Here is a 23,563-nt window from a genome sequence, read left to right as displayed (position 1 = left end):
TAACGAGGCAAATCATGGATAATTTAAACCACAATAAACATATTTCTGGTCAATTTAACGCTGAGTTAGAGCATATCCGTACAGAACTGATGGTCATGGGTGGCTTAGTTGAAGAGCAATTAAAAAAAGCTATTACCGCAATGCATAACCAAGACCAAGCATTAGCCAATGAAGTGATTGAAGGTGATCAAAAAGTCAATATGATGGAGGTTGCCATTGATGATGCCTGTATGCGTATCATTGCCAAACGTCAGCCCACCGCCAGTGATTTACGCCTTATTATGGCGATTTCTAAAACTATCGCCGAATTAGAGCGTATTGGTGATGTGGCAGAAAAAATCTGTAAAACGGCCCTTGAGAAATTTTCACATCAACATCAACCACTGCTAGTCAGTTTAGAGTCCTTAGGCCAACATGCGATACAAATGCTCCATGATGTTCTTGATGCTTTCGCTCGTATGGACTTAGAAGAAGCTATTCGTATCTATCGTGAAGATGCAAAAATTGATAACGAATATGAAGGTATTGTTCGTCAATTAATGACTTATATGATGGAAGATCCTCGCACTATCCCGAGCGTACTGACGGCATTATTCTGTGCTCGTTCTATCGAACGTATTGGCGATCGTTGCCAGAATATCTGTGAGTTTATCTTCTACTACGTCAAGGGTCATGACTTCCGTCATTTAGGGGGTGACCAAGTAGAAAGAATGCTGACAAAAAATGATGATAGTCATTCTGCTAATTAAATAATTTATTCACTCTCTTTACGCTCTGAAACAGAGGCATTATTTGCCTCTGTTTTTTTATTTATGTTTATAAAGTCACTATCTCTCCTTAACTTATTCTATAAAAGCATATCCATATCATTTTTTATTATTTTATGAACTTAGAACAACTTGATAGCGTGATAGCCAACATAACAATGAGAATACTTTTTTTGGGGTGAATAATGAAATTACGTGTTTTGGCAACGGCATTAATTGCTGGCTCAGTGCTTTTTTCTGGTCTGGCAAAAGCCGATAAATTAGACGATATAAAACAGGCAGGTGTGGTACGCATTGCTATTTTTGATAGTAATCCACCGTTTGGTTTTATCGATCCACAAACCAAAAAATTGGCAGGTTATGATGCAGATATTGCGAATGAAATTGCCAAAGATCTCGGGGTAAAATTGGAATTACGTCCAACTAACCCAGCTAACCGTATTCCACTACTTAGCGCCAAAAAAGTCGATTTAATTGCCGCCAACTTCACCATTACCGAAGAGCGAGCAAAACAAGTCGATTTCTCTGTACCTTATTTTGCTACTGGACAGAAATTTATCGCGCGCAAAGGCGTATTAACCAGCCCTGAGCAAATTGCGTCATTACGCATTGGGGCTGACAAAGGCACCGTACAGGAAATTACCTTACGTGAACGCTATCCTGAAACTAAAGTCATCTCCTATGACGATACCCCTCTTGCGTTTGCCGCATTACGCAATGGCAATGTACAAGCTATAACCCAAGATGATGCTAAATTAGTAGGGTTATTAGCTAATTTACCTGAGAAAATCAAAGCTGATTTTGAAATATCGCCCTTTAGTATTACACGAGAATATCAAGCCGTTGCCGCAGCTAAAGGTGAACAGCGTTTAATTAACGAGATTAATAACACGCTATTAAGATTAGAGAAAGAAGGCAAAGCAGACGAAATTTATAATCGTTGGTTTGGCCCAGATACTAAGTCCGCTCAACCTCGTGGTGACTTTAAGTTTGCCCCACTTTCTGAGCAAGCGCCTCAATCCTAATGGTAGAGCAAATAACGATTTAATTCATCGCGATGATTTATTGATAAAACACCAACCCCGCTACTGCGGGGTTTGGCGTCTGCAATAGGTAATAATTATGTTTGCGCAGTTTCTTTCTCACTATCTTCTTGAGCCTCACTACTTAAGTTGGCTGTGGCAAGGTTTTTTAATCACCTTGCTTATCTCTTTCTGGACTATCATTATTGCCACATTACTAGGTTTTCTTCTCAGTGCTGCCTATGATAGCCATATCGCGCCATTACGTTGGTGTGCGACCCTTTATACTTCACTCTTTCGTAATACCCCATTATTGGTTCAGCTCTTCTTTTGGTATTTTGCTTCTGGTGAACTATTGCCACAAACGGCCATGATATGGCTTAACACCCCACATGAACTTTCTTTATTTGGCTTAACGCTCTCTTGGCCCTCTTTTGAATTTTTAGCCGGTATTATTGGGCTTACCTTTTACTCTGTACCTTTTATTGCCCAAGAGCTAAGAGCAGGAATACAGGGAGTCAGACAAGGCCAAAAATATGCAGCTTTAGCGTTAGGATTAACCCACTGGCAATCCATGCGTTATGTCATTTTACCGCAAGCTTTTCGTATCGCCCTTCCGCCATTGTTGGGTCAATATATGAATATTATCAAAAACTCCTCTCTCACTATGGCCATAGGTGTCGCAGAGCTTTCTTATGCTTCAAGGCAAGTTGAAACTGAATCATTACGTACTTTTGAAGCGTTCGGCGTCGCCACCATACTGTATATCGCTGCCATTGCATTAATGGAAGCTTGGGGGCAATGGCATCAGCAACGAAAATTAGCGCAAGGATATTGATATGGACTTTACTGTTATTGCTGATAATTGGCAGTATCTACTTTTTGGCGCGTATCCTGATGGGCCATTAGAAGGTGCGGCTTTAACCATATTTATTAGTGTGATCGCCGGTATTGTATCTATTATATTAGGGACGCTTGGGGGGATCGCTCTCGCCATGCTTAAAGGGGTATGGGTTAACTTATTTGCCGCTTTTTTAGGTTTTTTCCGTGCTATTCCGGTCATTATGTTGATTTTTTGGCTCTATTTTCTATTACCCGTGGTATTAGGAATGGAAATTCCTGAGATAACCACCGTGATCTGTGCTCTAGCACTTATTACCTCCTCTTATATCGCTCATGGTGTTAAAGCCGGTATTCTCGCTATTGGCAAAGGGCAATGGCAAGCAGGTTTATCGTTAGGATTTAATCGCTGGCAGACGCTTTGGTATATCGTGTTACCACAAGCATTACGTATGATGGTGCCCTCTTTTATCAATCAATGGATAGCCTTAATTAAAGATACTTCCCTCGCTTATGTTGTAGGTGTCGGTGAACTCTCATTCTTAGCAACACAAGTTAATAATCGCAGCATGGTGTACCCGATGGAAGTTTTTTTATTTGTTGCCTTTATTTACTTTGTGCTCTGTTTTTCATTAGAGTTAATTGCCAATCGAGTGGGGAAATTATTTACCCCCCAAAAAGAAAAACGCTCTTTTTGGCAATATGTTATCCCTAATAAAAAGCCTTCACTGAGTGAAAAAATTATTTAACTTATTCATCCCCTAATAATATTGATTAGGGGATTAAATAATAACCATCACAATGTCTTACTCCTTAAAATTTTTTAGTGCTTTTAAACGTAAGATCATATCAAATGCTAATATAAATTCCTGATAGAGTTTATTTCTCCGCTCAATAAAATAGAGATAAATAACTAAAGATAAACTCACCGAATAAATTAAAAAGAAATTCTCTTTTATATTCAGCAAATAGAATAATAAACAGAGTAACAATGTACCTAAAGGGATCAAAATCAGAAACCATAATACACGGCAAAACAGGCCTCTTTTTTTTACCTCAGCAAAATCTTCTTCAAAGCTATAACAGATAATCATCCCCATTAGGTAATTAATTTTACTCGCCTTCGATAAAAAAAGCATAACAAACAGAACACTATATAAAAGAATGATTAATGCAATAATAAACTCAATATTAAGATAACCTTGCTCTAACGAGAAAGCAGTACTGTTCTGGAGCGGAAAGACAATAGGAAAATTAACAATTAAACTTAAAAAAACCTCATTAACAATAAGATAGGATATGTTAAATTTTTTCTTCTCACGGCTATATAAAGAAAAGTTATTCAAATAATGAATTGAACAACTGACATAAAACTTGATCAAAAAATACATAAAAAACCATATCATTAATGGTGACAAGAAAAAACCAAGAAAAATAATAATATATATTTGGCTATCAAAAACAATCTCGATTAAATAAGAGGTAACAAGAAATATTATTATAACCCCAATTATATAGCTTAACGAAAAAACAGTAAAATAACGTGATATTATCGTCCTTTTTATCTCACTTTTATTATTATTTTTTAAATAAAACTTTTCAGAAAAGAGACAGTATCGCCAATATATTCGCTCATTCATCATTGCACTGAGTAAGATGACAATAAAAATAGCAAAGTTACCCATAAATAATAACCAAAAACTTAACTCATTATAATTATTAATAAAGCATAAACTTAATACTATCGAGGCGATATAAATAGGTGTTAGCATAGTATGATGATGCGCTTGCATATAATAATGATAATTAGGCAACATAATTGCTCCTATATAAGATAATTAAATATAATCATTAACATGCAATATATTTTTATCTTTTAGCGTATGTGAATTTTTCGCTAAATAATACAATGACTTGCTATCACCAAGTTCAATAAAATTGTGATAGCCTAAATGACACCATAGCGCCATAGTTGCTGTCCATCTTACGGTTTCTGTGAGTTGATTAACTAAATTCTGTTTAATTGTCTCAATATCGCTAACAATCTCAGCAGAAACATTCATCACTAGGGATTTATCTGGGATTGAAAAAGGGATTGTCTGTAAAAAGTGAGCAAGTAAATTTTTCCCTTCGCTCATCAATTCAGTGTGCCAAGCACCATTAACGGCTAATTTATTCGTTTCTATTTTCATATTAGCTAATTGATTAACAACCTTACGTACACTTGCATACTCCCCCCCAATAACTTGGTGAAGTTCACTGTTATCACAGCAAATATTCACCTTTGTTGCGAGATCTTGCTGGTCAATCAATGTTGATAACGTCTGATAAGAGCAATTTTTAACAACATACATTACCCCTTTGTTATTCTTAGCGAGCTGTTGCATGATAGATGCGCGATAACTAATTAACTTAAAGACAGATTCAAGTTCCAGTACGTTCGCCGCAAATAACGCTGAATATTCTCCAGCGCTGTGCCCTGAATAACCCGCCTCATTCACACAACAATGCTCACGCAGTAAATAAAGAGAAGCAATATTGATAGTTGTTAACGCCACTTGCTGATAACAGGTTTGTACCAATTTATTCATGGGCCCTTTTAAACAAACAGTCCTTACATCGAACCCTGCTATTTCACTCGCACAATTCCACACTTCTTTTATTGATGGAACGTCACGATATACCCTATTTCCCATACCTAAATAAGGCCTACCCTGACCTGGAAAAAATAAAATGCTCTCTTGATTTTGGTGATACTTTTTCTCTCTCAATGGCATAGACCATACTCCTAAATAGTAATATTATTTTTTTGATATTTTTGTAAATAGTGGCTAACTTTAAAAATAGAGTTACACGAAGCGATTGTTGCGGAAAAAAATAATAATAGAGGGATTTTAAACATAGCATCATATTGCCATAGCCAAGGGATCATTAATGAATAGCTATTATTATCAGATAAAGAAATATTGATTTGTTTCAAATTAATCAACCAAGATAATAGCTGATTAATTAATAATATCGTTATAGAAATTGTTATAGTCATAAAAATAGCCAATAAAATAAATAATCGAGAAAAACTACCTCGCCAAATACCTAATCGATTAAATTCGAACAGATCACCAATAGCTTTTTTGATAGTGATGATAATGATTTTATTCACTAAAAAATAATAATAAATAGCAATAATGCTATACAATAATAGCATTGACCACTTAAAGAATGTCACAATAGAAATAATATAACTTTGTCTCTCAATAACAGGGATCACTTGCAAATTTAAAGATTTTTCTTTATTAATCCTTGTTATTTTAGTTATTACGCTATCCATATCATGCACATTTTTTAATAGAATATTTATTTTTGAGACACTTTTACTTTTTTTTATATATTGTAGTGTTTCTAATGGAATTTTGATCATGGCATAAGGATAACTATTTATTTGTGTGTTAAAAATACCACGTACATAAGTTGGTAATACCATTTTTTCATTATTATGAATAAATACAACATTAACTAAATCCCCATAGTTTATATTTATAGCATCAGCAATAAACTTATCTATCGTGATTTCTGTTCTTCTGACATGAGACAATTCACTCCCTGAAACAGTTAGATCGTATGCTCCTATGGTTAATAATGACTTAGGCTCGATAGCTAGGCCAGAAAACAATGCTGTTTTTTTATTGATAACATTTTCTATCATGCCTGAAAAAATAATTTGTGGTGAAATTACCTGAATTTTTTCTAATAACTGCTTATCATAAGTTAATAAATGGATGATTTCTTCAGCATTGGTTATTTCCAAATAATCTTTCTTATCAGTAATATCCTGTTTATTATCTTTTTTATAAATTTCGATATGCCCTAAATTGGAATATGCTACTTGCTCTTTGAGCAGTAGCGTGAGGTGATGATAAAAACCCTCCAAAATCGAGATGGCGACACAGAGTAAAACGATAAAACATAAATTTCGATAAAAATGGCTAAGGGTTATATAAAGTAACCCTAATGTGTATTTGATATAAAACCAAGATAATGAACTAGAAAGTAATACTATCAAAATAAATATTGAGATGAATATAATAATATTTTCCATTAATCACTCTCTAATGTTATTGGTTGAATAACCGCGGTCTTTTCAATAGATAACCAAGGAGGAACGCTAGTGAAACTATATCGAGCAATTTTTTTACTCGCTTCATTTTCTTGAAGTAATTGAGCCATGATCTTTTTTGCTTGTGTCACTTGATCACAACTAAATAATGCACGCGCATACATATAGTTAATCATGGGTATAAGTTCACTATTGATATTAATATTCTCAAGTAATTGCTGACTGTCTTTTTTAGCCACCACACAGCGCCCTAAATAACGAGGTGTAAAAGCATCCATTCTTAATCTTAGATAGATCAACCGCCAATTAGTTGGGTTTTGTTCAACAACTTCATCAAGATAAAAAAAGGCCTTTTTTATTGTCTGTGCAGCCTGAGAATAAGCTTTATTTTTATGATAATAAGCGGATAAAAATACACTAACATAACCATAAATGACTTTATCAAATGGATGATCACCTTGTTTTATACTGTATTCTAACTCTGAAATTAATGAGGTCAATTTATCACTGGCAGTAAATGTATTCAGTGATATAAATAATAAAAAACGTTTATCACTATTTTTAATGTCTATTTTACTCTCTACTTGCGATAGCAATAGAGAAATTATTATTAAAATAATACCGATACAATTAAGTTTTCTCCCCATCATATAACTCTCCATGTTTAAGCGTTATAATTTTATCTACAGTCATGTTTAGATGATTACAATTAGTGATTAATAATATTGGTATAGATAAATCTTTATGTACTTGTGATAATAATTGGATAAAATAATCAAAGTTATTCTGACTGAAACAATCATTATTATAATTAGCAATGATACACTTAGGTTTTTTCACTAAAGCTCTGCTAAAGGCAACCTTTAGCAATTGATCTGTTGATAACGATTTTGGGGTTTTATTATAGAGTTTTTCTATGCCCATAGATTTAAGTGTATTTATAATATTATTCTTTAGCTTTTTTTTATCTTTATGATCGACTACTGAATAATAAATATTATCAAATACATTACAATGATTAAAAAAGTAATTTTCTTTGAAAACAAAACCGATCATTCTATTCCTTAATAAAGCTCGCTGCTTTTCATCTAGAATATTTATATAATTACCTAAAAAATAAGTATAACCAGCATATTGAATATCAACTCCTGAAATAATATCAATCAATGCATTCTTTTCATTCTCTTGTTGATATTTTATTAATGTAAAATGCTCATTATTAATATCGAATGTAAGATTTTTAAAAATTATTTCAGCGTTGCTTTTATCATGATTAAATTTATTAATATTTGTTAGTGAAAATAGTGCTAATTGGCGTGCTTTTGTTATTCCATACATAAAATACCTTATTATTGTTTCCAACAATCAACCAGCCAAACACCATTTTCTCCATCAAACGCACTCAAAAGGTAATGAGAGGCACTATCTGCTGCTTTTTGTAAATGATCGAACATAAGAGCCGGTGTGATAAACCCACTATCACCATAAAGACGATTTAAAAAATAGCAATTAAGATTAACAGGTAATGCTGTGAATGCGGTTTCAAGTATAGAAATATATTTATAAGTCAGTAACGCAGTTATATAAATTGAACCCGTCTGTTTATTAATACAACGGTGCCAATTTTTAACTAATTGCTTTATTGCTTTTTTTCTATTTTGACTCATAGAAAAATAATGATTGATAGAAATCAAAATATCTGAACACTGTTTTTTATTGATAATAATGCAGGCGACTCTTTCAATACTATTTATATTTTCCAAAGAGTTAGGCTTGAAAAAAAGGGTTATCGGTTGTCTTTCTATTTCACTAAAAGATAAAATTGGTACAGCCCGAAAACCACCACAAATAAATATATTATCAAGTAAATCACTATTAATAAGTTTTTGTGCTAATAATAGTGCCGACATCATACCATTACGTTCACCTCTTATTTTGCAAGAGAAATTTTTTATACTGTATTTTTTTACGATATTTCTAGGAATAATATTAAGAGTGAACACATCTCTTAAACTATCTATCTGCTCGAAAGCCGTTAGCTCTCCCCATGCATCAATATAAATCAGTCCATTTCGCTCTTTTTTTAAGAGGAATTGTGATTTTGTATCTAATTGACCAACAGCATGATCGACCACATGCTCTATTGCAGATAGGTAAGGACGACAATTTGTTTTTCTTATTCCTTCACGTAGATACATATCATGATTGACCCCATAGCGTTGAAAACTCCAACTTTTTCCTGCGCTTTTTTTACCCGCTAAACGTAACATATGAGATTCCCATACGTTATACCATGAAGGAATAAAAGGGATCAGTGGCTCTTGTGGCTCAAAAAAAGCATAAGCGGCTAAATTAATAGCACCAGTGGGTAATAATCGCCTCATCCTTGCTCTCCATTTGCGATTAATAACATGGCAATAATAGAGCCATCCATACCTAAGCCGATTTTTAAAATAGGTTTAGCGCTATAGTTCACACACTCTTGATTAGTGAGGAAATTAACCTCCATTCCATCATCTATTGGATAATGTGTAGTTGAGGGGATCAATCGATTATTTTTTAATGAATCAGCTATAATCATTAAATCAATAATACCAGAGCAATTAGAAATATAACCTATCTGCCCTTTATAGCTAATAATAGGAATGGGTTGTTTAAAGATGTTAGTAATAGCTACCGTCTCAGCTTTATCACTAATAATCGAACCATTACCATGAATAAAAATAGCACCAATATCACTTGGTAAATAATGACTAAGCTCGAGAAGCTGAGAAATCACTTTTGATATCGTATAAAAATTAAATAATGTGCCTCCCATTGTCCGTTCAGCATTACTTTGCATAAAAACGGAATGATAGATATAAGCAGGTGCAAGATATTGTCTCGAGTTTATCTGTTGTTGGCTTTCTAAAATCATCACGGCATAACCGTCTGATAAGGTGACCCCATCACTGTATTTACTCAAAGGTTGAGCGTGCGCTTCAACTAACATGCCTTGGCTATCCATAAAGGCTATATCTTGTAAAAGTAAGCTATTCCACGACAATACTATTACAATATCCGCCATATCTTGGCTTATTTCATTATGTCCTATATGCACAGCCATTAACGCAGAATTACTGGCACAATAGATAGGAATAGGTGGAAAATCTAACTGATATTCAGCCCACAATTTATTCGCTAATTCATCCTGTGCAAAAGAGGCTGCATGGAGTGATTTTATCTGCGGAGAATATTGAACATCTTCGGCATCGTTTTTATCATAAAACCCTTGGTAATCCATAAAATCGGCTCTAGGCCCGTGACCTGCAAGATACATTATGGTACGTGAAGCGCGAAGCTTTTCTAGGGTGATATTAGCCCGTTTTAAACTGTTATGAATTAATCGCGTTAATATTTCAAAATGATCATTGGGAATATTTTGATAGGCGATCACCGCCGGATTATGATTAAATTTAAAATATTCTACAAAATAATCATCAGAGAAGTATTTCTCTGTTTTAATTGTTCTTTTTAATAAGAGTTGTTCAGAAAGTTGTTCAAAATTTACTATTGAAGGTAAATTAAGTTCCCATCCACTTATCGCAACATTTTTCATAACGGTTTCCTGATGATAATTGCATAGTGGTTACATCCTTCTGATGAACCAAGAACTAAAGCAGTTTCTATCTGCTTATTAATCGGTTGGGTAACAAAATGAATATCATCAGCTATAAAACTTTTTGTATAAGGAATAGGTATTATCGTGTTGCTTTGCATCATATGAATCACTAAAGAGATCGCCAATATCCCAGCGCATGATTCAACTAAACCAAAAAAGGCATTGTAATTAACTACTGGTACATGATTTGCCGCTTGATAAAATAGTTGCCGAATCGCACGGATTTCAACTTCATCATTCTCTTTATTACCATCACTGGTACCACAGATAATATCAATATCTTGGCAACTGAGTTGCGCCTCAGATAATGCTTGTTGGATAGCCTTACATAAGGCGGCCACTCTATCAGTAATATTTTCGTCTACTAAAAAAGTATTATCATTCGCTTTACCGTAGCCAATAATTTCAGCATAAATTTTAGCGCCTCGTTGCTTGGCATACTCTTTATCTTCAAGAAATAACATCCCTGCCCCTTCTCCGGGGATATAGCCGGCACTTGCATTAGAATAAACCTGATAATCTGTCGCATTCTTGGTCAGATTAACTTTCTTACTCATCGCTTGAAAATAGAGTGAAATAGAACTGAAGTGCTCATCTGCCCCTCCGACAATTACCTGAGGTTGTAGATCTTGCCTGATAATTTCATAACCATAAGTTAACGCTCCTAATGCAGCATTAACCCCTGTTGCCAATGTCGTGGTATAACCTTTTATTCCCTCTGTGATGGCACAAAATGTCGGTACTGCATTCATTAAAGTACCAGGAAATTCTGATGTTCTTACTTTTTGCGGATCAGGAATTAAACTTTGTAAATAACGATTAACGGTACTTTGTGGCCCTTTTGACATTCCAACAATAAAACCTAAGTTATCACCATCACGTTTAATTTTGCGTCCAGCATTAGCAAGTGCTTCATTTAAAGCGAATAAGGCATAAGTCCCGCTAGGAATAGCTTTTCTTGGATCATAATAACGTAATGTTTTTTTCGGATTAACGTCAGTGATAGCATGATAACAGGCGTTATTTTTTAAGCGATGATCAATGTCGAGATCAAAATAAGGATGTCCTAACGATTGCTCAAAATCATTATCTTTTATGACAACAGACATCAAGTTGTCGATATCTTTCTGCACATCACTCGCAAATACGATAGGTTTTAATGTACCTGTTTTATCTCCTGCCAAAATCGCTGTTATTATCTCCATTATATTATTGCCAATAGACGTAATCGCCCCCACCCCGGTAATAACCACTTTTTTAGCTTTATATTCCGTCGGTGTTTTATCTGTAATATAAGGGCTTGCGATAATAGAGCAGTTATTTCCTCCAAAAGCATAATTATTCTTCATAAAAAATTTTACTTTTTTATCTTGAAAGAAATTCGGTACATAATTTAAATCACAGCTATGCCTTGGCTGAGTGAAATTTAATGTGGGGGGAAGTTTATCTTCGGCTAAACAAATAAAACATGCGATGATTTCAACAATACCCGCAGCACCAATATTATGACCAACATAAGATTTTGTTGAACTTAATGGGATATGATAAATATTAGGAAATACTTTTTTCATCGACATGGTTTCAATGCGATCATTTGCTTCAGTACCTGTACCATGCACATTTATATAATCAATATCATTAGGAGTAATACCCGCATTATCCAGTGCTTTATACATAACTTGCACTGCACCATTTCCTCGAGGATCAGGGCTAGTTTCATGGTAAGCATCACAAGATGTCGCGTAAGAGACAATTTCACCATATATTGTCGCACCACGTTCAACCGCATGTTGATAATCTTCTAATACTAACGCCCCAGCACCTTCACCAATAGACATACCAGGAGTACCTGAAAATGGGGAAGTTGGTGTTGTTTTCATCACATTAAGGGCATAAAAACCCGCAAAGGTAGGAAGATAAATGGGTTCTGTTCCGACCGCTAGCACAACAGGATTTTTGCCATTTTGGATATAATCATACCCCATACCTATCGCGTTAGGGCTTGCGGTACAGGCCGTCGCCACTAATTCAAGGCCACCACGTAAGCCAAGTAGACTTGATACACTCGAACAACATGATGAAAATCCACCGGATAAAATGGCTTTTTTTATCGAAAAATCATCAATATGTTGTTCAAATAATGGCAGAAAGGCTTCCGTTCCTGCTGAAGAGACGCCCACGATCATCGCGGTATTATCTAAAATAGACTGATTATCTATTAAGTTTGCTTGTTGTAATGCCTCATTGCAGACTCGATATGCCCATAATGCCGCATTATCTAGTGATCGAGCGATATGCTGCGGTATATCTGAATAATCTAATGCCATCTCAATCTCAGATGCATTGGCATTTTTAAACCATTTTAAATAACGTTGGCTGGGCTTAATATTACATTGTCTATTAAAAAGAACCTGTTTAAATTGAGGCACATCTTTAGCTAAAGATGATAAAACCCCCATTCCGGTTATTACAACCCGACGGCGTCTACTATTCATGTTAATTCCTATATAATATTTATTATTTTTAATAAATATTTTTGCTATAAATTTAATCTTTCATTATTGATGTCTTTCAAGATAACTATCTTCGGTTGGATTAATTATTAAACTTAAATTATTAACAAAGGGAATACTCGTTGTGATAAAATCAATATCACCATAAGCCGTTTTTATTTTATAGTCATCAATATCAACGTAAGCAAATTCTCGTTTTAATAATATTCTGGCAATGTGTTCTTTTAATATAAAAGAGTATCCCACTTGAATAACTACGCCTATTTGTTCATTTTGGTAATAGATTGCATCGCCTTGTAAAATTGCAGCATTCTGAGGCATATTAATTATTCTTGCGCCCACTATTTTCTGATCTACCCCATTATCAGCACGTTGTTTTATTGCATCTTGACCAATAAATGCATCTTTATCGTAACTAATCGCCCATTGCATTTGTAACTCAATAGGACAGCGACTAAAAGGATTAATCACTTGAGGCTCCCAACAAGGGTTTTCTAGTCGTATATTTTTTAAATCATCAACCCCGCCAATCTTTAAATCAAATTTCTCAGATAAAGTGCATAAATGTCGCCAAATAGACATTAACTTCTCTTCATCTCCCATAATGTGATAACAATATTCACCGTGTTTACCAACACGCATAGTAATGACATCTTCATCAACATACATAAACTCATGAAAAGGTAATCCAATAATATCCATACCGACGATTTCAGATAAAATTTCCCAAGCATAGGGGCCTTCTAGACAGATCATACGCCAATCTGGAGTAAGAGAAGCGATAGCATCAATTTGGTAGCATTCACCCCGTTCATCTTGCTTATCTAATACTTTTTTTATCTGCTGGCATATGGCATCACTATTCATCCACTCTGAAATTAAAAAATAGTGTTCATTATCACATAGTACATAGGCATCACTTATTATTTTCCCTTCTTTATCTAGCAACAATGTATAAAGTAGTTGTTCATCACGAATAGATGAAATGTCTGCAGAAATAAGATAATTGAGTAACCGCCAAGCATCTTCACCAGAAATTTTCACCATGCCATAATGAGAAAAGTCTGTCATTAATATGCTATTTCTTACCGAGAAATAAGCCTCATGTTCATTAGTATAACGTTTGGGAAGTGTCACTCCATTATATTCACCGAATAATACATTCGCTTTATTTTCCATTTCAAAGTATTTCATAACATCTCCAATAAATAAAAATGATATAACTTAATTATTATTACTCTCATTTTTTTCTTGTTTTTCTCGCTGTTTATTTAAAATAAAGGTTGTTAGGCTATTTATTGTTCTCATATAAGAAGGATCATCACCTTCTGTAACTTGAATATTAAATTCATCATTAAGAAAGACAATTATCTCTGTGGCATCAACAGAATCTAATTTTAAACCACTACCAAATAACGGAGTATCATCATCAATTTGATTAATACTCTTATTTAAATTGAGTCGTTCAATAAGCCCTTCTTTGACTCGCTTTAACATTTTTTTTCTTTGTTCAATTTTTTCATTTAACTTATCGTCATTTTCCATACTATTAATATCCTAATTTTTATTTTGTTCAGAGTGATTATATTCTCTGAAATTAACTATGGTGCCATTAGCAATGATTTTCTTTCCCACTCTTGCCTCAACAGAATAGTGTTTAAAATTGCTTTTATCAGAAAATAATAGAATGCTTGTTATCTCTATGGTATCCCCTGGGTAAGCAGCATTTTTATACCTTAAATTTTGTGAGGCCAATACACCGGAAACCTTTCTTCGATGCTGAATTAAAATTCGTTCTGATCTCGGCTCATTAAGGGCTTTGGCTATTTCTTTAAATGTAGTTAATTCAATATTGTGTTCTATTTTATAAATTGAACAAAAATCATCAATAAAAGATAAATACTCACTCGTTTGACCAAAGATTTCCGCCACCATAACCCCTGGCATAACAGGATCGGTTGGAAAATGTCCTAATAAATAGGGATCATTAAAGGTGACATGTTTAATCGTTTTGATAATAGGTTTTTCACTAGGGACAAAATCGACAATCCTATCAACCATAATGGTCGGTTGTCGCCATGCCCCTAATTTTAAAAATAGTGTAGGAGGCAATAACGATTGATTATAGAGACTCATAAGGGTTACCTCTCATCGCATCACCATCCCACCATCAACGATTAATGTTTGCCCAACAATATAGCTCGATGCCTCGGAGCTTAAAAATACAATGGTATTGGCAACTTCAGCACTTGCTCCCAATCGTTGTAATGGAATAACCGATTTAATATGACGGACGACTTGGCGTGACACTTTTTTGACCATGTCAGACTCAATCATACCCGGTGCCACCGCATTGACTCGAATTCCTTTACCTGCCAACTCTGCAGCCAACGTATGAGTAAAACCTATAATTCCAGCCTTAGCGGCGCTATAGTTACTTTGACCAATACTTGGAACAATCCCTGCAATAGAAGCAACATTAATAATGGTCGCTTTTTCTGCCGATCTTAATAAAAGCAATAACTGTTTAGTAAATTGACAAGTTCCTAATAAATTGGTTTTAATAACATATTCAAATTCACTTATATTTATAGCAGAAAATAATTCATCTTTAATCACACCTGCATTGTTGATTAATATATGAATAACACTAGCATATGCCTTTAGTTTATCTAAAAAATCATGAATTGATTTATCATTATTGATATCACATTGTAATATATGTAAGCGGTGACAATATTCACTCTCTTTTTTTAGCTTATCTAAGTTATTTCTATTTTGGTGATATAATGCATAAACATGACACTGCTGTTCAAGGTATTTCTGGCAAATTGCAATACCTATATCACCATTAGCTCCTGTAACAATCACATTCTTATTCTTTAGATCAGAATATATAAACATAATAAAACACCTATAAAAGCATCAATTAAAAATTGCAACAGCGACAGCATAATGATCACAATGAGAAATACTTAATAATGATTGGGTTATTTTTTTCTGCTTTAATAAATTAGAAAAATGGCCTGTAAAAAAATAACAAGGTGCGCCATATTCATCATGCCTTATTTCAATATCATGAAATAAAATTCCCAAACGAAATCCTGTACCTATTGCTTTTACAGCGGCTTCTTTAGCAGCCCAAAACCCTGCAACACGATGATAATTTTCATGAATTCTACCGATACTGTTTCTTTCATATTCAGTTAATAATCGCTGAGTTAACGGTTCACCACTTCTACATATTGCAATAGCCACCTTTTTTATTTCTATAATATCAGTTCCTATTCCCATATTATTTCATACTCAAGATGGTGTATCCTTTGATCTATGAGCGACAAAATATCGCTCATAGATAGGCTAAAATGTTATTTATTTAACGGCCCGACAACTTTACCTTTATTAGTAAAAGTGCCTTTATTATCGATAGTAATACTTTCTCTACCAACAATAATACCTGATTTTTCATTAGTAATATTCTCACCAGAAATAGTCGTGTCTTTTATTGAATTAAGAATACCGCGATTAATAATATTTCCTGTCACACCTAATTCGAAACTATTTTTACCTGACATAATACTATTGCTGGCATTGGTATATTTACCATTTATATTTACACGTAAATGTTCTACACCAGAAATGACGCCATTGTTTTCAAAATCACGATTAACCGTCACTTCAGTATCACCACTCGACGCAATAACACCTTTTAAGGTATTACTTTCAACCGAACCTGTACTGTTATTTTTCAGTGTATCGGTTTGCAGTGTTAATTTATCCTGGCCAAACAATGTGCCTTGTGAATTGGTAAAGGTGCTTGTCACTACAGAAGCATTTTTATGTGATGCAATAGTACCACTGGTATTATCAACAGAGGTGAATTTAAGCTCCATATCCCCATTTTCTGTTACAATACGTCCTTTATTACTCACTAATTTATTACCGCTTAATTTCATTTCTCCTTTACTAATTAATCCCCCTTTCTGATCAGGTTGCCCCAGATAAAAGCCCATTTCTGTTTTGAAATCTAAACTGCTGTTATTCGTCAGTTCTGGTGTATCAATCTCTAATTTCTGTTCAGTGATCACAAATCCTGATGTGTTATTAAATTTATCTGTTTTAAAATAAATAGCGTCTCCTTTAATAACACCTTTATTATTATTTATATAAGGCGCACTGATGGTGACACTATCGCCTTCTAAGTAAAAAACACCAAAGTTATTATCTAATGTCTGGGAGAAAGTCACATTAGCACCGGTTTTAGATGCTAAGCCACCATAGAGGTTTTTGATCTTATCACTACTAAATGTCAAGTACCCCCCTGATTTTATATGTCCCCATTTATTGGTAATGTCGCCTTTATTAGTGAAGTTCATATCGCCATCGGTGGCAATAATCCCTTGGTCATTATTCAGTCCAGCAATATTAACTGTCATACCATCCAGACCACTAAGAATACCTAATGAATCATCGCTAGCAGTATCTGCAGTCATACCGGTATTTTTCAGTGCCTTACCATTAGTATCAATTTCAACACGAGTAACTGAGCGTAGGCGACTATGGGTATTATTCATTGCGCCACTATTAATACTAATATCCCCTGACGCATCAATATAAGCATCAATATTATTGAAATCTTTTAGGTTAGTATTAATATCAATGACACTTTTAGAATTAATTTGACCCTCTTTATTATTAAATAAGCCACTATTAATTTTAATACCATTAGTAGCAGAAATACCGACGCCTTCACCGACCGTTGCAGTATTCGTTATTGGTTTACCGTTTGTCTGAATATCTAATTTATCTTTACTTGCAATATAGGAGGCATTGTTTTTAAATTCACCACTATTGATGATTACATTTCCATCAGCAGAAATATTACCACCAGAGATATTATCAACTTTCGCTTCTTTGGTTTCTATTGAGATAGTTTTAGTACTTTGTATTTCACCAGTACTATTTGTAACACCTTTATCGAAAGCAAAATAGATATCCCCCTCAGATAAGAAGTTACCTTTATTATTATCAAGTGCACCGCTATGAATAAGCTCGATCCCTCCCCCAGCAGTTTCAACATTACCATTATTTTTCAGTGGTGAGTTAGCTTCAGTACCTATAAATTTTAGCGATGAGCTTCTCACTCCTGCATTCTTGACTATCTGCAAACTATATTTACTAGCAACGCCTGTTGGCTTTTGTGCAACCACCGTATTATCTTGTGCTTTAACTTCATTAGCGCCAGTTATCACATTCACATTAATACCAGATGCATCAAGAGGCGATTCAATAGAAACATTGCGGGCAATTAAATCAATCTGTTGCGCACTTTTATCAAAAGTGGCATTACCTTTAACAGTAATATTCCCTTTTTCCACTTTATAACTATCAACGGTATCATTTTGTGTATTCACTTTCCCAGTAGTCAACACAACACGGTCAGCACTAAGAAAGTTACAGCTACTACAAATAATTCCAGCAGGATTAGATAAAATCACCCGTGCTTTTGTTCCGGCCACCTCAACAGGACCATTTAACGTAATGGCTTTTTTAGCGTTAACCTCAAGAGTAATCTCTTTTGCCGCACCGCTAGATAAATTACTATTACCGTCAATATGCCCCGATAATTGAGTATCAGCACCATCAGGACTATTATTTAATATTAATCCTGCTTCAGAAACATCAAAACTGGTTAATGAATTACTGGAATAGCCATTAATCGCTGCGGCAATATTAAGAATATCAACACTACTATTTTTTTGCTGTTGTTGCACAACAATATGAGCAGACGGATCCGCCTGTACTACAGTCGCCATATTTAACGTTGATAATACAGAGAAAACTAATAAATTAATTTTAAAAGAAACAATTTTTTTCCTATTCATTATAATTACCTTATATTAAGCACAAAAGTTAATTAAATAATAAGATCTCTCTTTATTTAAAAGATCTATTAAGCACTAACAGGTGACAAATAAAATATAAAACAAAAAATCGATTGAAATTTACTGGTGAGTTAACTTTAGAGAAATATATTTATTTGGCAATAGGAAAGCATATTCATAATTAATTAGATCCCGAACTAAATAAAATGAAAACAATATAAATAATTACTCTGATAAAAATAATACCAATAGAGATATCATTTTATTTCTAATAACAAGCATTATTACTATAGGTATTAATGCTTAATTAAAACCTATACCTCCTTTATCTCTACAACACTTTTTCGTGATATGTTCGTCTTAAAACGCAATCGATTACTTTTTAGGTGCAGTTTCTAATTTATTTGTGTAGGATAAAGCGAAAAACATTTTTTTTGGGATCTTTTGTCTATGAGCATGTCATCACCAAATTCTGCTCCGCAGAGTTTGCTCCAACGCCTGTTTAAACTTCAGGAACACGGCACCACGGTTCGCACAGAACTGATCGCCGGTGTCACCACTTTTTTAACTATGGTTTACATTATCTTTGTTAACCCACAAATTCTTGCTGCAGCCCATATGGATATTAAAGCAGTGTTTGTTACTACCTGCTTAATTGCCGCGTTCGGTAGTATTTTAATGGGACTGGTGGCTAATCTACCTATCGCCGTCGCACCCGCGATGGGTCTAAATGCCTTTTTTGCCTTTGTCGTAGTAGGAGCGATGGGGTATTCATGGCAAGTGGCCATGGGCGCTATTTTTTGGGGCGCAGTAGGTCTCTTTTTGCTTACTCTCTTTCGTATACGCTATTGGATAATAGCGCATATTCCGCTTAGTTTACGTGTTGGGATCACCAGCGGTATCGGTCTGTTTATTGCCATGATGGGCCTAAAAAACTCTGGGATCATTATTCCTAACAACGACACCATTGTGACTATCGGTAATTTTGCCTCCCACAATGTGTTATTAGGTGCTCTAGGCTTTTTTATTATCGCCATCCTTGCAGCTCGTAATATTCATGCGGCAATCTTAATATCGATTATTATCACTACGGTGATTGGCCTGTTATTAGGGGATGTTCAATATCAAGGTATCTTTGATATCCCCCCTTCTATTGCTCCCGTTGTAGGGCAGGTTGATATTGTTGGCGCATTAGATATTGGCTTGTCTGGGGTTATCTTTGCTTTTATGTTGGTTAACTTATTTGACTCATCCGGTACATTAATTGGTGTCACCGATAAGGCAGGTTTAACAGACGATAAAGGTAAATTCCCACGAATGAAACAAGCGCTCTATGTAGATAGTTTAAGCTCTGTCGCAGGCTCCGCCATGGGGACATCATCTGTTACCGCATTTATTGAAAGTACCTCTGGTGTTTCTGTTGGTGGTCGTACCGGATTAACTGCAGTTGTGGTCGGTATTCTTTTCTTACTCGCCATTTTCTTATCACCACTGGCTGGCATGGTGCCAAGCTACGCTACCGCAGGGGCATTAATTTACGTCGGGGTGCTGATGACCTCCAGCTTAACGCGCGTAAAATGGGATGATTTAACTGAATCCGTACCAGCGTTTATTACCGCCGTGATGATGCCATTTAGCTTTTCTATCACCGAAGGTATCGCCCTTGGCTTTATCGCCTATTGTGTGATGAAAGTGGGTACTCTACGCTGGAAAGAAATTAATCTCTGTGTGGTGATCGTTTCACTGTTATTTATTCTAAAAATATTATTAATTGATACTCACGTCATTGATTTAAATAATTTATTTTAATATTTAATAAATTAATTTATTGATAATAAAAAAAGCACCAATAATATTCATTACTGGTGCTTTTTATTATCTTAAATTACTTAATATAAGTTGGTAGCAACAAACCAAAAATAGCGGAATCAGACACTTCATCACCGACAATCCAGCGTTGCTTTAAATAGCCTTCTTGCTCAAAACCAAGCTTGGTTAATAATGCCCTAGAGGCTTGGTTATCGGGATGTATATCCGCTTCTAAACGGCGTATTGATAGATGTGTTCTTAAATAATCAATAAAAGCAATCATTGCCTCATACATCAACCCTTTTCCTTGAAAGGCGTTATCAAGACAATAACCAATTTCACCACGGCAAGAATGGAGATGATGATTGAAGAATACACACATGCCAATAAGTTTATCTGTTGCTTTATCAATAATGGCTAAACGCAGATATTCCTTACGCTCCATATGCGTAATATCCTGAATAATATCTTCCTTCGCTTGTTGTATATTTTGCCAAGGAAGATGGCTCCAATAACGAGTAACCTCAGGAGAGCTCATAATCTGGAACCACTCTTGAGCATCCTTCATGGCAAAAGAGCGTAATAATAATCGCTCTGTTTCAATACGAATATCAGCATAACGCATTTTACAACTTCTCTGATTGCTGTTTAGGCGAGACAAAAGCGATACATACCGGCTCTGCCAGTGCATCGGGCTCAGAGCGAAACATGACTTCTTGAGTATCTGCTATTTTTAAACTCGGCCAATATTGTAATCCCGCATCGAAATGGGCTTTATCACAGTAATACCCCACCGGGCCAATCAATAAGACACCTTTGTCCTCTAATTGCGCCAACGTAATATGACGGTTATAAATATTAGGGGGCTGAACATCTTTCTCGACAATCCAGGGTTGGGCTGATAGCGGTCTATCTTTGCCATAAAAAGTGACCCACTCATGCATATACTCACCCCCTACATAAGATAAAGGCTGATGATAATGCTGATGCCAAGCATTCTCGACATCTTGTACAAAGGTTTTAACACCAATAAACTTTTGACCCGCATTACGCACATTAGCAGCTTGTACTACCGTATAACCAGATACCACTAACATACCAAAAACCGCTAAACCATATAACACACCACGTAATGAACGCTTAGGTATGACACTAATTGAGCCGACAAAAAGAGCGGTAGCCACTGACATAAAAGGTTGTAACCACTCAGTGATGCGTCCCCCTTCATGGAAACTAAACCAAATAAAAATAATCGCTAATGGGAATAGCAAAATAAAATTCAATAATTGACTATCTTGAGAAGTACGCCAACTAACTCGCCCACCATAAAGACGTACAATTCCCCACATTAGTAGCACTGGATAGAAAACCGTTAAAGCGGCACGTAACGTACGTAAATTAAAACGTGCTTCTATTTGTGAGTCGACCCATTTAAAGGCGGCAAAGTCGTTTTGCCACAACCAAATAAAATTAGGTATGACAAACGCCAACCAGATAGCTATCGCAAAGTAAAAATAAGGGGAGCGATAGCTTTGACGAACTTTAGGTACTAATACGCTTAATAAGAATACCGCACCAATCAGGGCTAATGAGGAGTATTTCCCCATAGTAGCCACTCCCATCACTACAGCGAATCCACACCAATATTTGGGGTTGTCATTGATAGCGCATAAAAAGAAATAGAGCGCCCAAGGCCAGCAACCCACTAAAATATAATTATCGTTATAAGGAATGATATCGAAATTAATAATTCCTGATAAATTTAAACCTAACATGGCAAACCAAGCTAGGTGATAATTTTTGGTTAACTTATAGGCTAAATTCCAAACACCTAATAAGCCGATGGCTATCATCACAAAGTGGATAAAATACCAATAAAAGCTAAAATCAATACCACCATAAATGGCTGGCCACATAATAAAACCAACAAACCAAGGGTTTTTAGGTGAGCCCCAACCGCCATTAGTACCCCAGTTAACCGCTTCTACGGCATCATAAGGTACGGTGGGATCAAATAAATAGCTGACGATAATCCATAAAACCGCATAACCAATTATCCACCAATAAACTGGTTTGCGTAATCGAGCAAATGATAATGTCATAATAAACAGAATGTTAAGTTAATTAGTTTAAATTTATAGTTAATTGCTATCACAATACAGTAAAGTATAGTAAACCGAGCGCTACATTGTACGTGAGTAAATATTAAATTGTCTTAAATTCGTGCTTTTATCGCAAAATAGTTTCTGATAGATTGCGCAACCAATAAGATCACAAATCGAGTTACCATTATGAATATGATTAAAAGAAAACCCGCAGCTAAAACGCGTAAAAAAACACGTGAAGAGCTAAATGCAGAAGGACGTGAACGTAAGCGCCAGAAAAAGCATCGTGGCAATCCTGCTGGTAACCGTCAGCAGGAAGCGATGAAAAAAGAGCAAGCGCAAACCAATGAACAGAAAGATCCACGTATTGGTAGTAAAAAACCAATTCCACTCATCGTGGATAATCAGGCGCCTAAAGTAGATAAGAAAAAATCCGCGCCAGCAAAAATGGAGCCTATGCGCTTATCGTTAGAAGAAGAGTTAGCACTCTTAGAGAATGATACTCGTTTAGATGAATTACTCTCTCGTCTGGAAGAAGGGGGTAAACTCAATCCAGAAGAGCAAGCTTATACTGAAAAAACCCTTGATCGCATCGATGCGTTAATGGCGGAATTAGGCATTGAGTTTGAAGAAGATGACGATGAAGAAAAAACAGAAGATATTATGCAGTTATTAAAAGGTAAGTAATTTATCGTTACCCTATCTTAATCTGACAGATACCAAATATATATTGGTATCTGTTCATTTCCTTTCTCTCTATTTTAGAGAGTCATAATTAGAAATTATGATTTTTTATTTAAATTTATTTTTTAAATAAAAGCTCAGACAACTCTATCTATTTCTTATT

Annotated in this window: 22 protein-coding genes; 6 read left to right on the top strand and 16 right to left on the bottom strand. The window is 35.0% G+C overall.

The features are described from left to right. Positions 1 to 14: 14 nt before the first annotated feature. The 4 genes from phoU to AACQ49_RS02320 all read left to right on the top strand — a co-directional run bounded on the left by phoU (position 15) and on the right by AACQ49_RS02320 (position 3,378). Positions 15 to 749, top strand: a complete 735-nt coding sequence (phoU, locus tag AACQ49_RS02335) for a phosphate signaling complex protein PhoU (RefSeq protein ID WP_017628646.1) — start codon at positions 15 to 17, stop codon at positions 747 to 749. A 203-nt stretch (positions 750 to 952) separates the two neighbouring features. Further along, positions 953 to 1,792 (top strand): ABC transporter substrate-binding protein, encoded by an 840-nt coding sequence (locus AACQ49_RS02330; RefSeq protein WP_004249074.1) that lies wholly within the window; start codon positions 953 to 955, stop codon positions 1,790 to 1,792. Between the two features lie 97 nt (positions 1,793 to 1,889). Beyond that, on the top strand, positions 1,890 to 2,627 hold the full coding sequence (locus AACQ49_RS02325) for an amino acid ABC transporter permease (RefSeq protein ID WP_049199765.1): 738 nt from the start codon (positions 1,890 to 1,892) through the stop codon (positions 2,625 to 2,627). Between the two features lies 1 nt (position 2,628). Beyond that, positions 2,629 to 3,378: an amino acid ABC transporter permease gene (locus tag AACQ49_RS02320; protein WP_004246783.1), complete on the top strand. Its 750-nt coding sequence runs from the start codon at positions 2,629 to 2,631 to the stop codon at positions 3,376 to 3,378. Between the two features lie 57 nt (positions 3,379 to 3,435). On the opposite strand, the gene AACQ49_RS02315 is transcribed toward AACQ49_RS02320, so the two are convergent. The 14 genes from AACQ49_RS02315 to AACQ49_RS02250 all read right to left on the bottom strand — a co-directional run bounded on the left by AACQ49_RS02315 (position 3,436) and on the right by AACQ49_RS02250 (position 18,802). Then, positions 3,436 to 4,314 (bottom strand): hypothetical protein, encoded by an 879-nt coding sequence (locus AACQ49_RS02315; protein WP_237612793.1) that lies wholly within the window; start codon positions 4,312 to 4,314, stop codon positions 3,436 to 3,438. A 153-nt stretch (positions 4,315 to 4,467) separates the two neighbouring features. Then, positions 4,468 to 5,406, bottom strand: a complete 939-nt coding sequence (locus tag AACQ49_RS02310; RefSeq protein ID WP_049199762.1) for an ACP S-malonyltransferase — start codon at positions 5,404 to 5,406, stop codon at positions 4,468 to 4,470. A gap of 11 nt (positions 5,407 to 5,417) precedes the next feature. Further along, positions 5,418 to 6,725 carry a hypothetical protein gene (locus AACQ49_RS02305; RefSeq protein ID WP_161778871.1) on the bottom strand — a complete coding sequence of 436 codons (1,308 nt, stop codon included), beginning with the start codon at positions 6,723 to 6,725 and terminating at the stop codon, positions 5,418 to 5,420. Next, positions 6,725 to 7,393 carry a hypothetical protein gene (locus AACQ49_RS02300; RefSeq protein ID WP_036972138.1) on the bottom strand — a complete coding sequence of 223 codons (669 nt, stop codon included), beginning with the start codon at positions 7,391 to 7,393 and terminating at the stop codon, positions 6,725 to 6,727. Before AACQ49_RS02300 ends, AACQ49_RS02305 begins: the two co-directional genes overlap by 1 nt. Further along, positions 7,374 to 8,081 (bottom strand): ATP-binding cassette domain-containing protein, encoded by a 708-nt coding sequence (locus AACQ49_RS02295; protein ID WP_012368543.1) that lies wholly within the window; start codon positions 8,079 to 8,081, stop codon positions 7,374 to 7,376. Before AACQ49_RS02295 ends, AACQ49_RS02300 begins: the two co-directional genes overlap by 20 nt. Positions 8,082 to 8,092: 11 nt before the next feature. Continuing rightward, positions 8,093 to 9,127 carry an ATP-binding protein gene (locus tag AACQ49_RS02290; RefSeq protein ID WP_161778870.1) on the bottom strand — a complete coding sequence of 345 codons (1,035 nt, stop codon included), beginning with the start codon at positions 9,125 to 9,127 and terminating at the stop codon, positions 8,093 to 8,095. Continuing rightward, positions 9,124 to 10,341, bottom strand: coding sequence for a beta-ketoacyl synthase N-terminal-like domain-containing protein (locus AACQ49_RS02285; RefSeq protein ID WP_161778869.1), 1,218 nt, complete (start codon positions 10,339 to 10,341; stop codon positions 9,124 to 9,126). Before AACQ49_RS02285 ends, AACQ49_RS02290 begins: the two co-directional genes overlap by 4 nt. Then, positions 10,338 to 12,899, bottom strand: coding sequence for a beta-ketoacyl-[acyl-carrier-protein] synthase family protein (locus AACQ49_RS02280; protein ID WP_004249066.1), 2,562 nt, complete (start codon positions 12,897 to 12,899; stop codon positions 10,338 to 10,340). The genes AACQ49_RS02285 and AACQ49_RS02280 overlap by 4 nt, the downstream gene beginning before the upstream one ends. 63 nt (positions 12,900 to 12,962) lie before the next feature. Then, the gene (locus AACQ49_RS02275) at positions 12,963 to 14,111 is read right to left on the bottom strand and encodes an aminomethyltransferase family protein (protein WP_017827127.1); all 1,149 of its coding nucleotides are present in this window, start codon (positions 14,109 to 14,111) and stop codon (positions 12,963 to 12,965) included. Between the two features lie 30 nt (positions 14,112 to 14,141). Continuing rightward, on the bottom strand, positions 14,142 to 14,462 hold the full coding sequence (locus AACQ49_RS02270; RefSeq protein ID WP_004246773.1) for an acyl carrier protein: 321 nt from the start codon (positions 14,460 to 14,462) through the stop codon (positions 14,142 to 14,144). Positions 14,463 to 14,474: 12 nt separating this feature from the next. After that, a complete protein-coding gene (locus AACQ49_RS02265; protein ID WP_012368547.1) occupies positions 14,475 to 15,053 on the bottom strand; it encodes a 3-hydroxyacyl-ACP dehydratase FabZ family protein in 579 nt (192 codons plus the stop codon). A 12-nt stretch (positions 15,054 to 15,065) separates the two neighbouring features. Continuing rightward, positions 15,066 to 15,821, bottom strand: coding sequence for an SDR family oxidoreductase (locus AACQ49_RS02260; protein WP_004246771.1), 756 nt, complete (start codon positions 15,819 to 15,821; stop codon positions 15,066 to 15,068). Between the two features lie 21 nt (positions 15,822 to 15,842). Next, on the bottom strand, positions 15,843 to 16,211 hold the full coding sequence (acpS, locus tag AACQ49_RS02255; protein ID WP_004246770.1) for a holo-ACP synthase: 369 nt from the start codon (positions 16,209 to 16,211) through the stop codon (positions 15,843 to 15,845). Between the two features lie 74 nt (positions 16,212 to 16,285). Further along, a complete protein-coding gene (locus AACQ49_RS02250) occupies positions 16,286 to 18,802 on the bottom strand; it encodes a two-partner secretion domain-containing protein (RefSeq protein ID WP_004246769.1) in 2,517 nt (838 codons plus the stop codon). Between the two features lie 450 nt (positions 18,803 to 19,252). On the opposite strand from AACQ49_RS02250, the gene AACQ49_RS02245 reads away from it, so the two are divergent. Beyond that, positions 19,253 to 20,611, top strand: a complete 1,359-nt coding sequence (locus AACQ49_RS02245; protein WP_004249062.1) for an NCS2 family permease — start codon at positions 19,253 to 19,255, stop codon at positions 20,609 to 20,611. A 76-nt stretch (positions 20,612 to 20,687) separates the two neighbouring features. Here AACQ49_RS02245 and AACQ49_RS02240 read toward each other — a convergent pair whose 3' ends face one another. Together AACQ49_RS02240 and AACQ49_RS02235 are read right to left on the bottom strand one after the other, a co-directional pair. Continuing rightward, a complete protein-coding gene (locus tag AACQ49_RS02240; protein WP_004246767.1) occupies positions 20,688 to 21,236 on the bottom strand; it encodes a GNAT family N-acetyltransferase in 549 nt (182 codons plus the stop codon). A 1-nt stretch (position 21,237) separates the two neighbouring features. Then, positions 21,238 to 22,713, bottom strand: a complete 1,476-nt coding sequence (locus AACQ49_RS02235; protein WP_004246766.1) for a glycosyltransferase family 39 protein — start codon at positions 22,711 to 22,713, stop codon at positions 21,238 to 21,240. Positions 22,714 to 22,902: 189 nt separating this feature from the next. On the opposite strand from AACQ49_RS02235, the gene yihI reads away from it, so the two are divergent. Next, the gene (gene yihI, locus AACQ49_RS02230) at positions 22,903 to 23,403 is read left to right on the top strand and encodes a Der GTPase-activating protein YihI (RefSeq protein WP_004246765.1); all 501 of its coding nucleotides are present in this window, start codon (positions 22,903 to 22,905) and stop codon (positions 23,401 to 23,403) included. Positions 23,404 to 23,563: the final 160 nt, after the last annotated feature.

This window comes from Proteus sp. G2675, assembly GCF_963886535.1.
Taxonomy (GTDB): domain Bacteria; phylum Pseudomonadota; class Gammaproteobacteria; order Enterobacterales; family Enterobacteriaceae; genus Proteus; species Proteus mirabilis.
The sequence above is the reverse complement of the archived record's forward strand: the minus strand, read 5'-3'. Positions and strand labels throughout refer to the sequence as shown.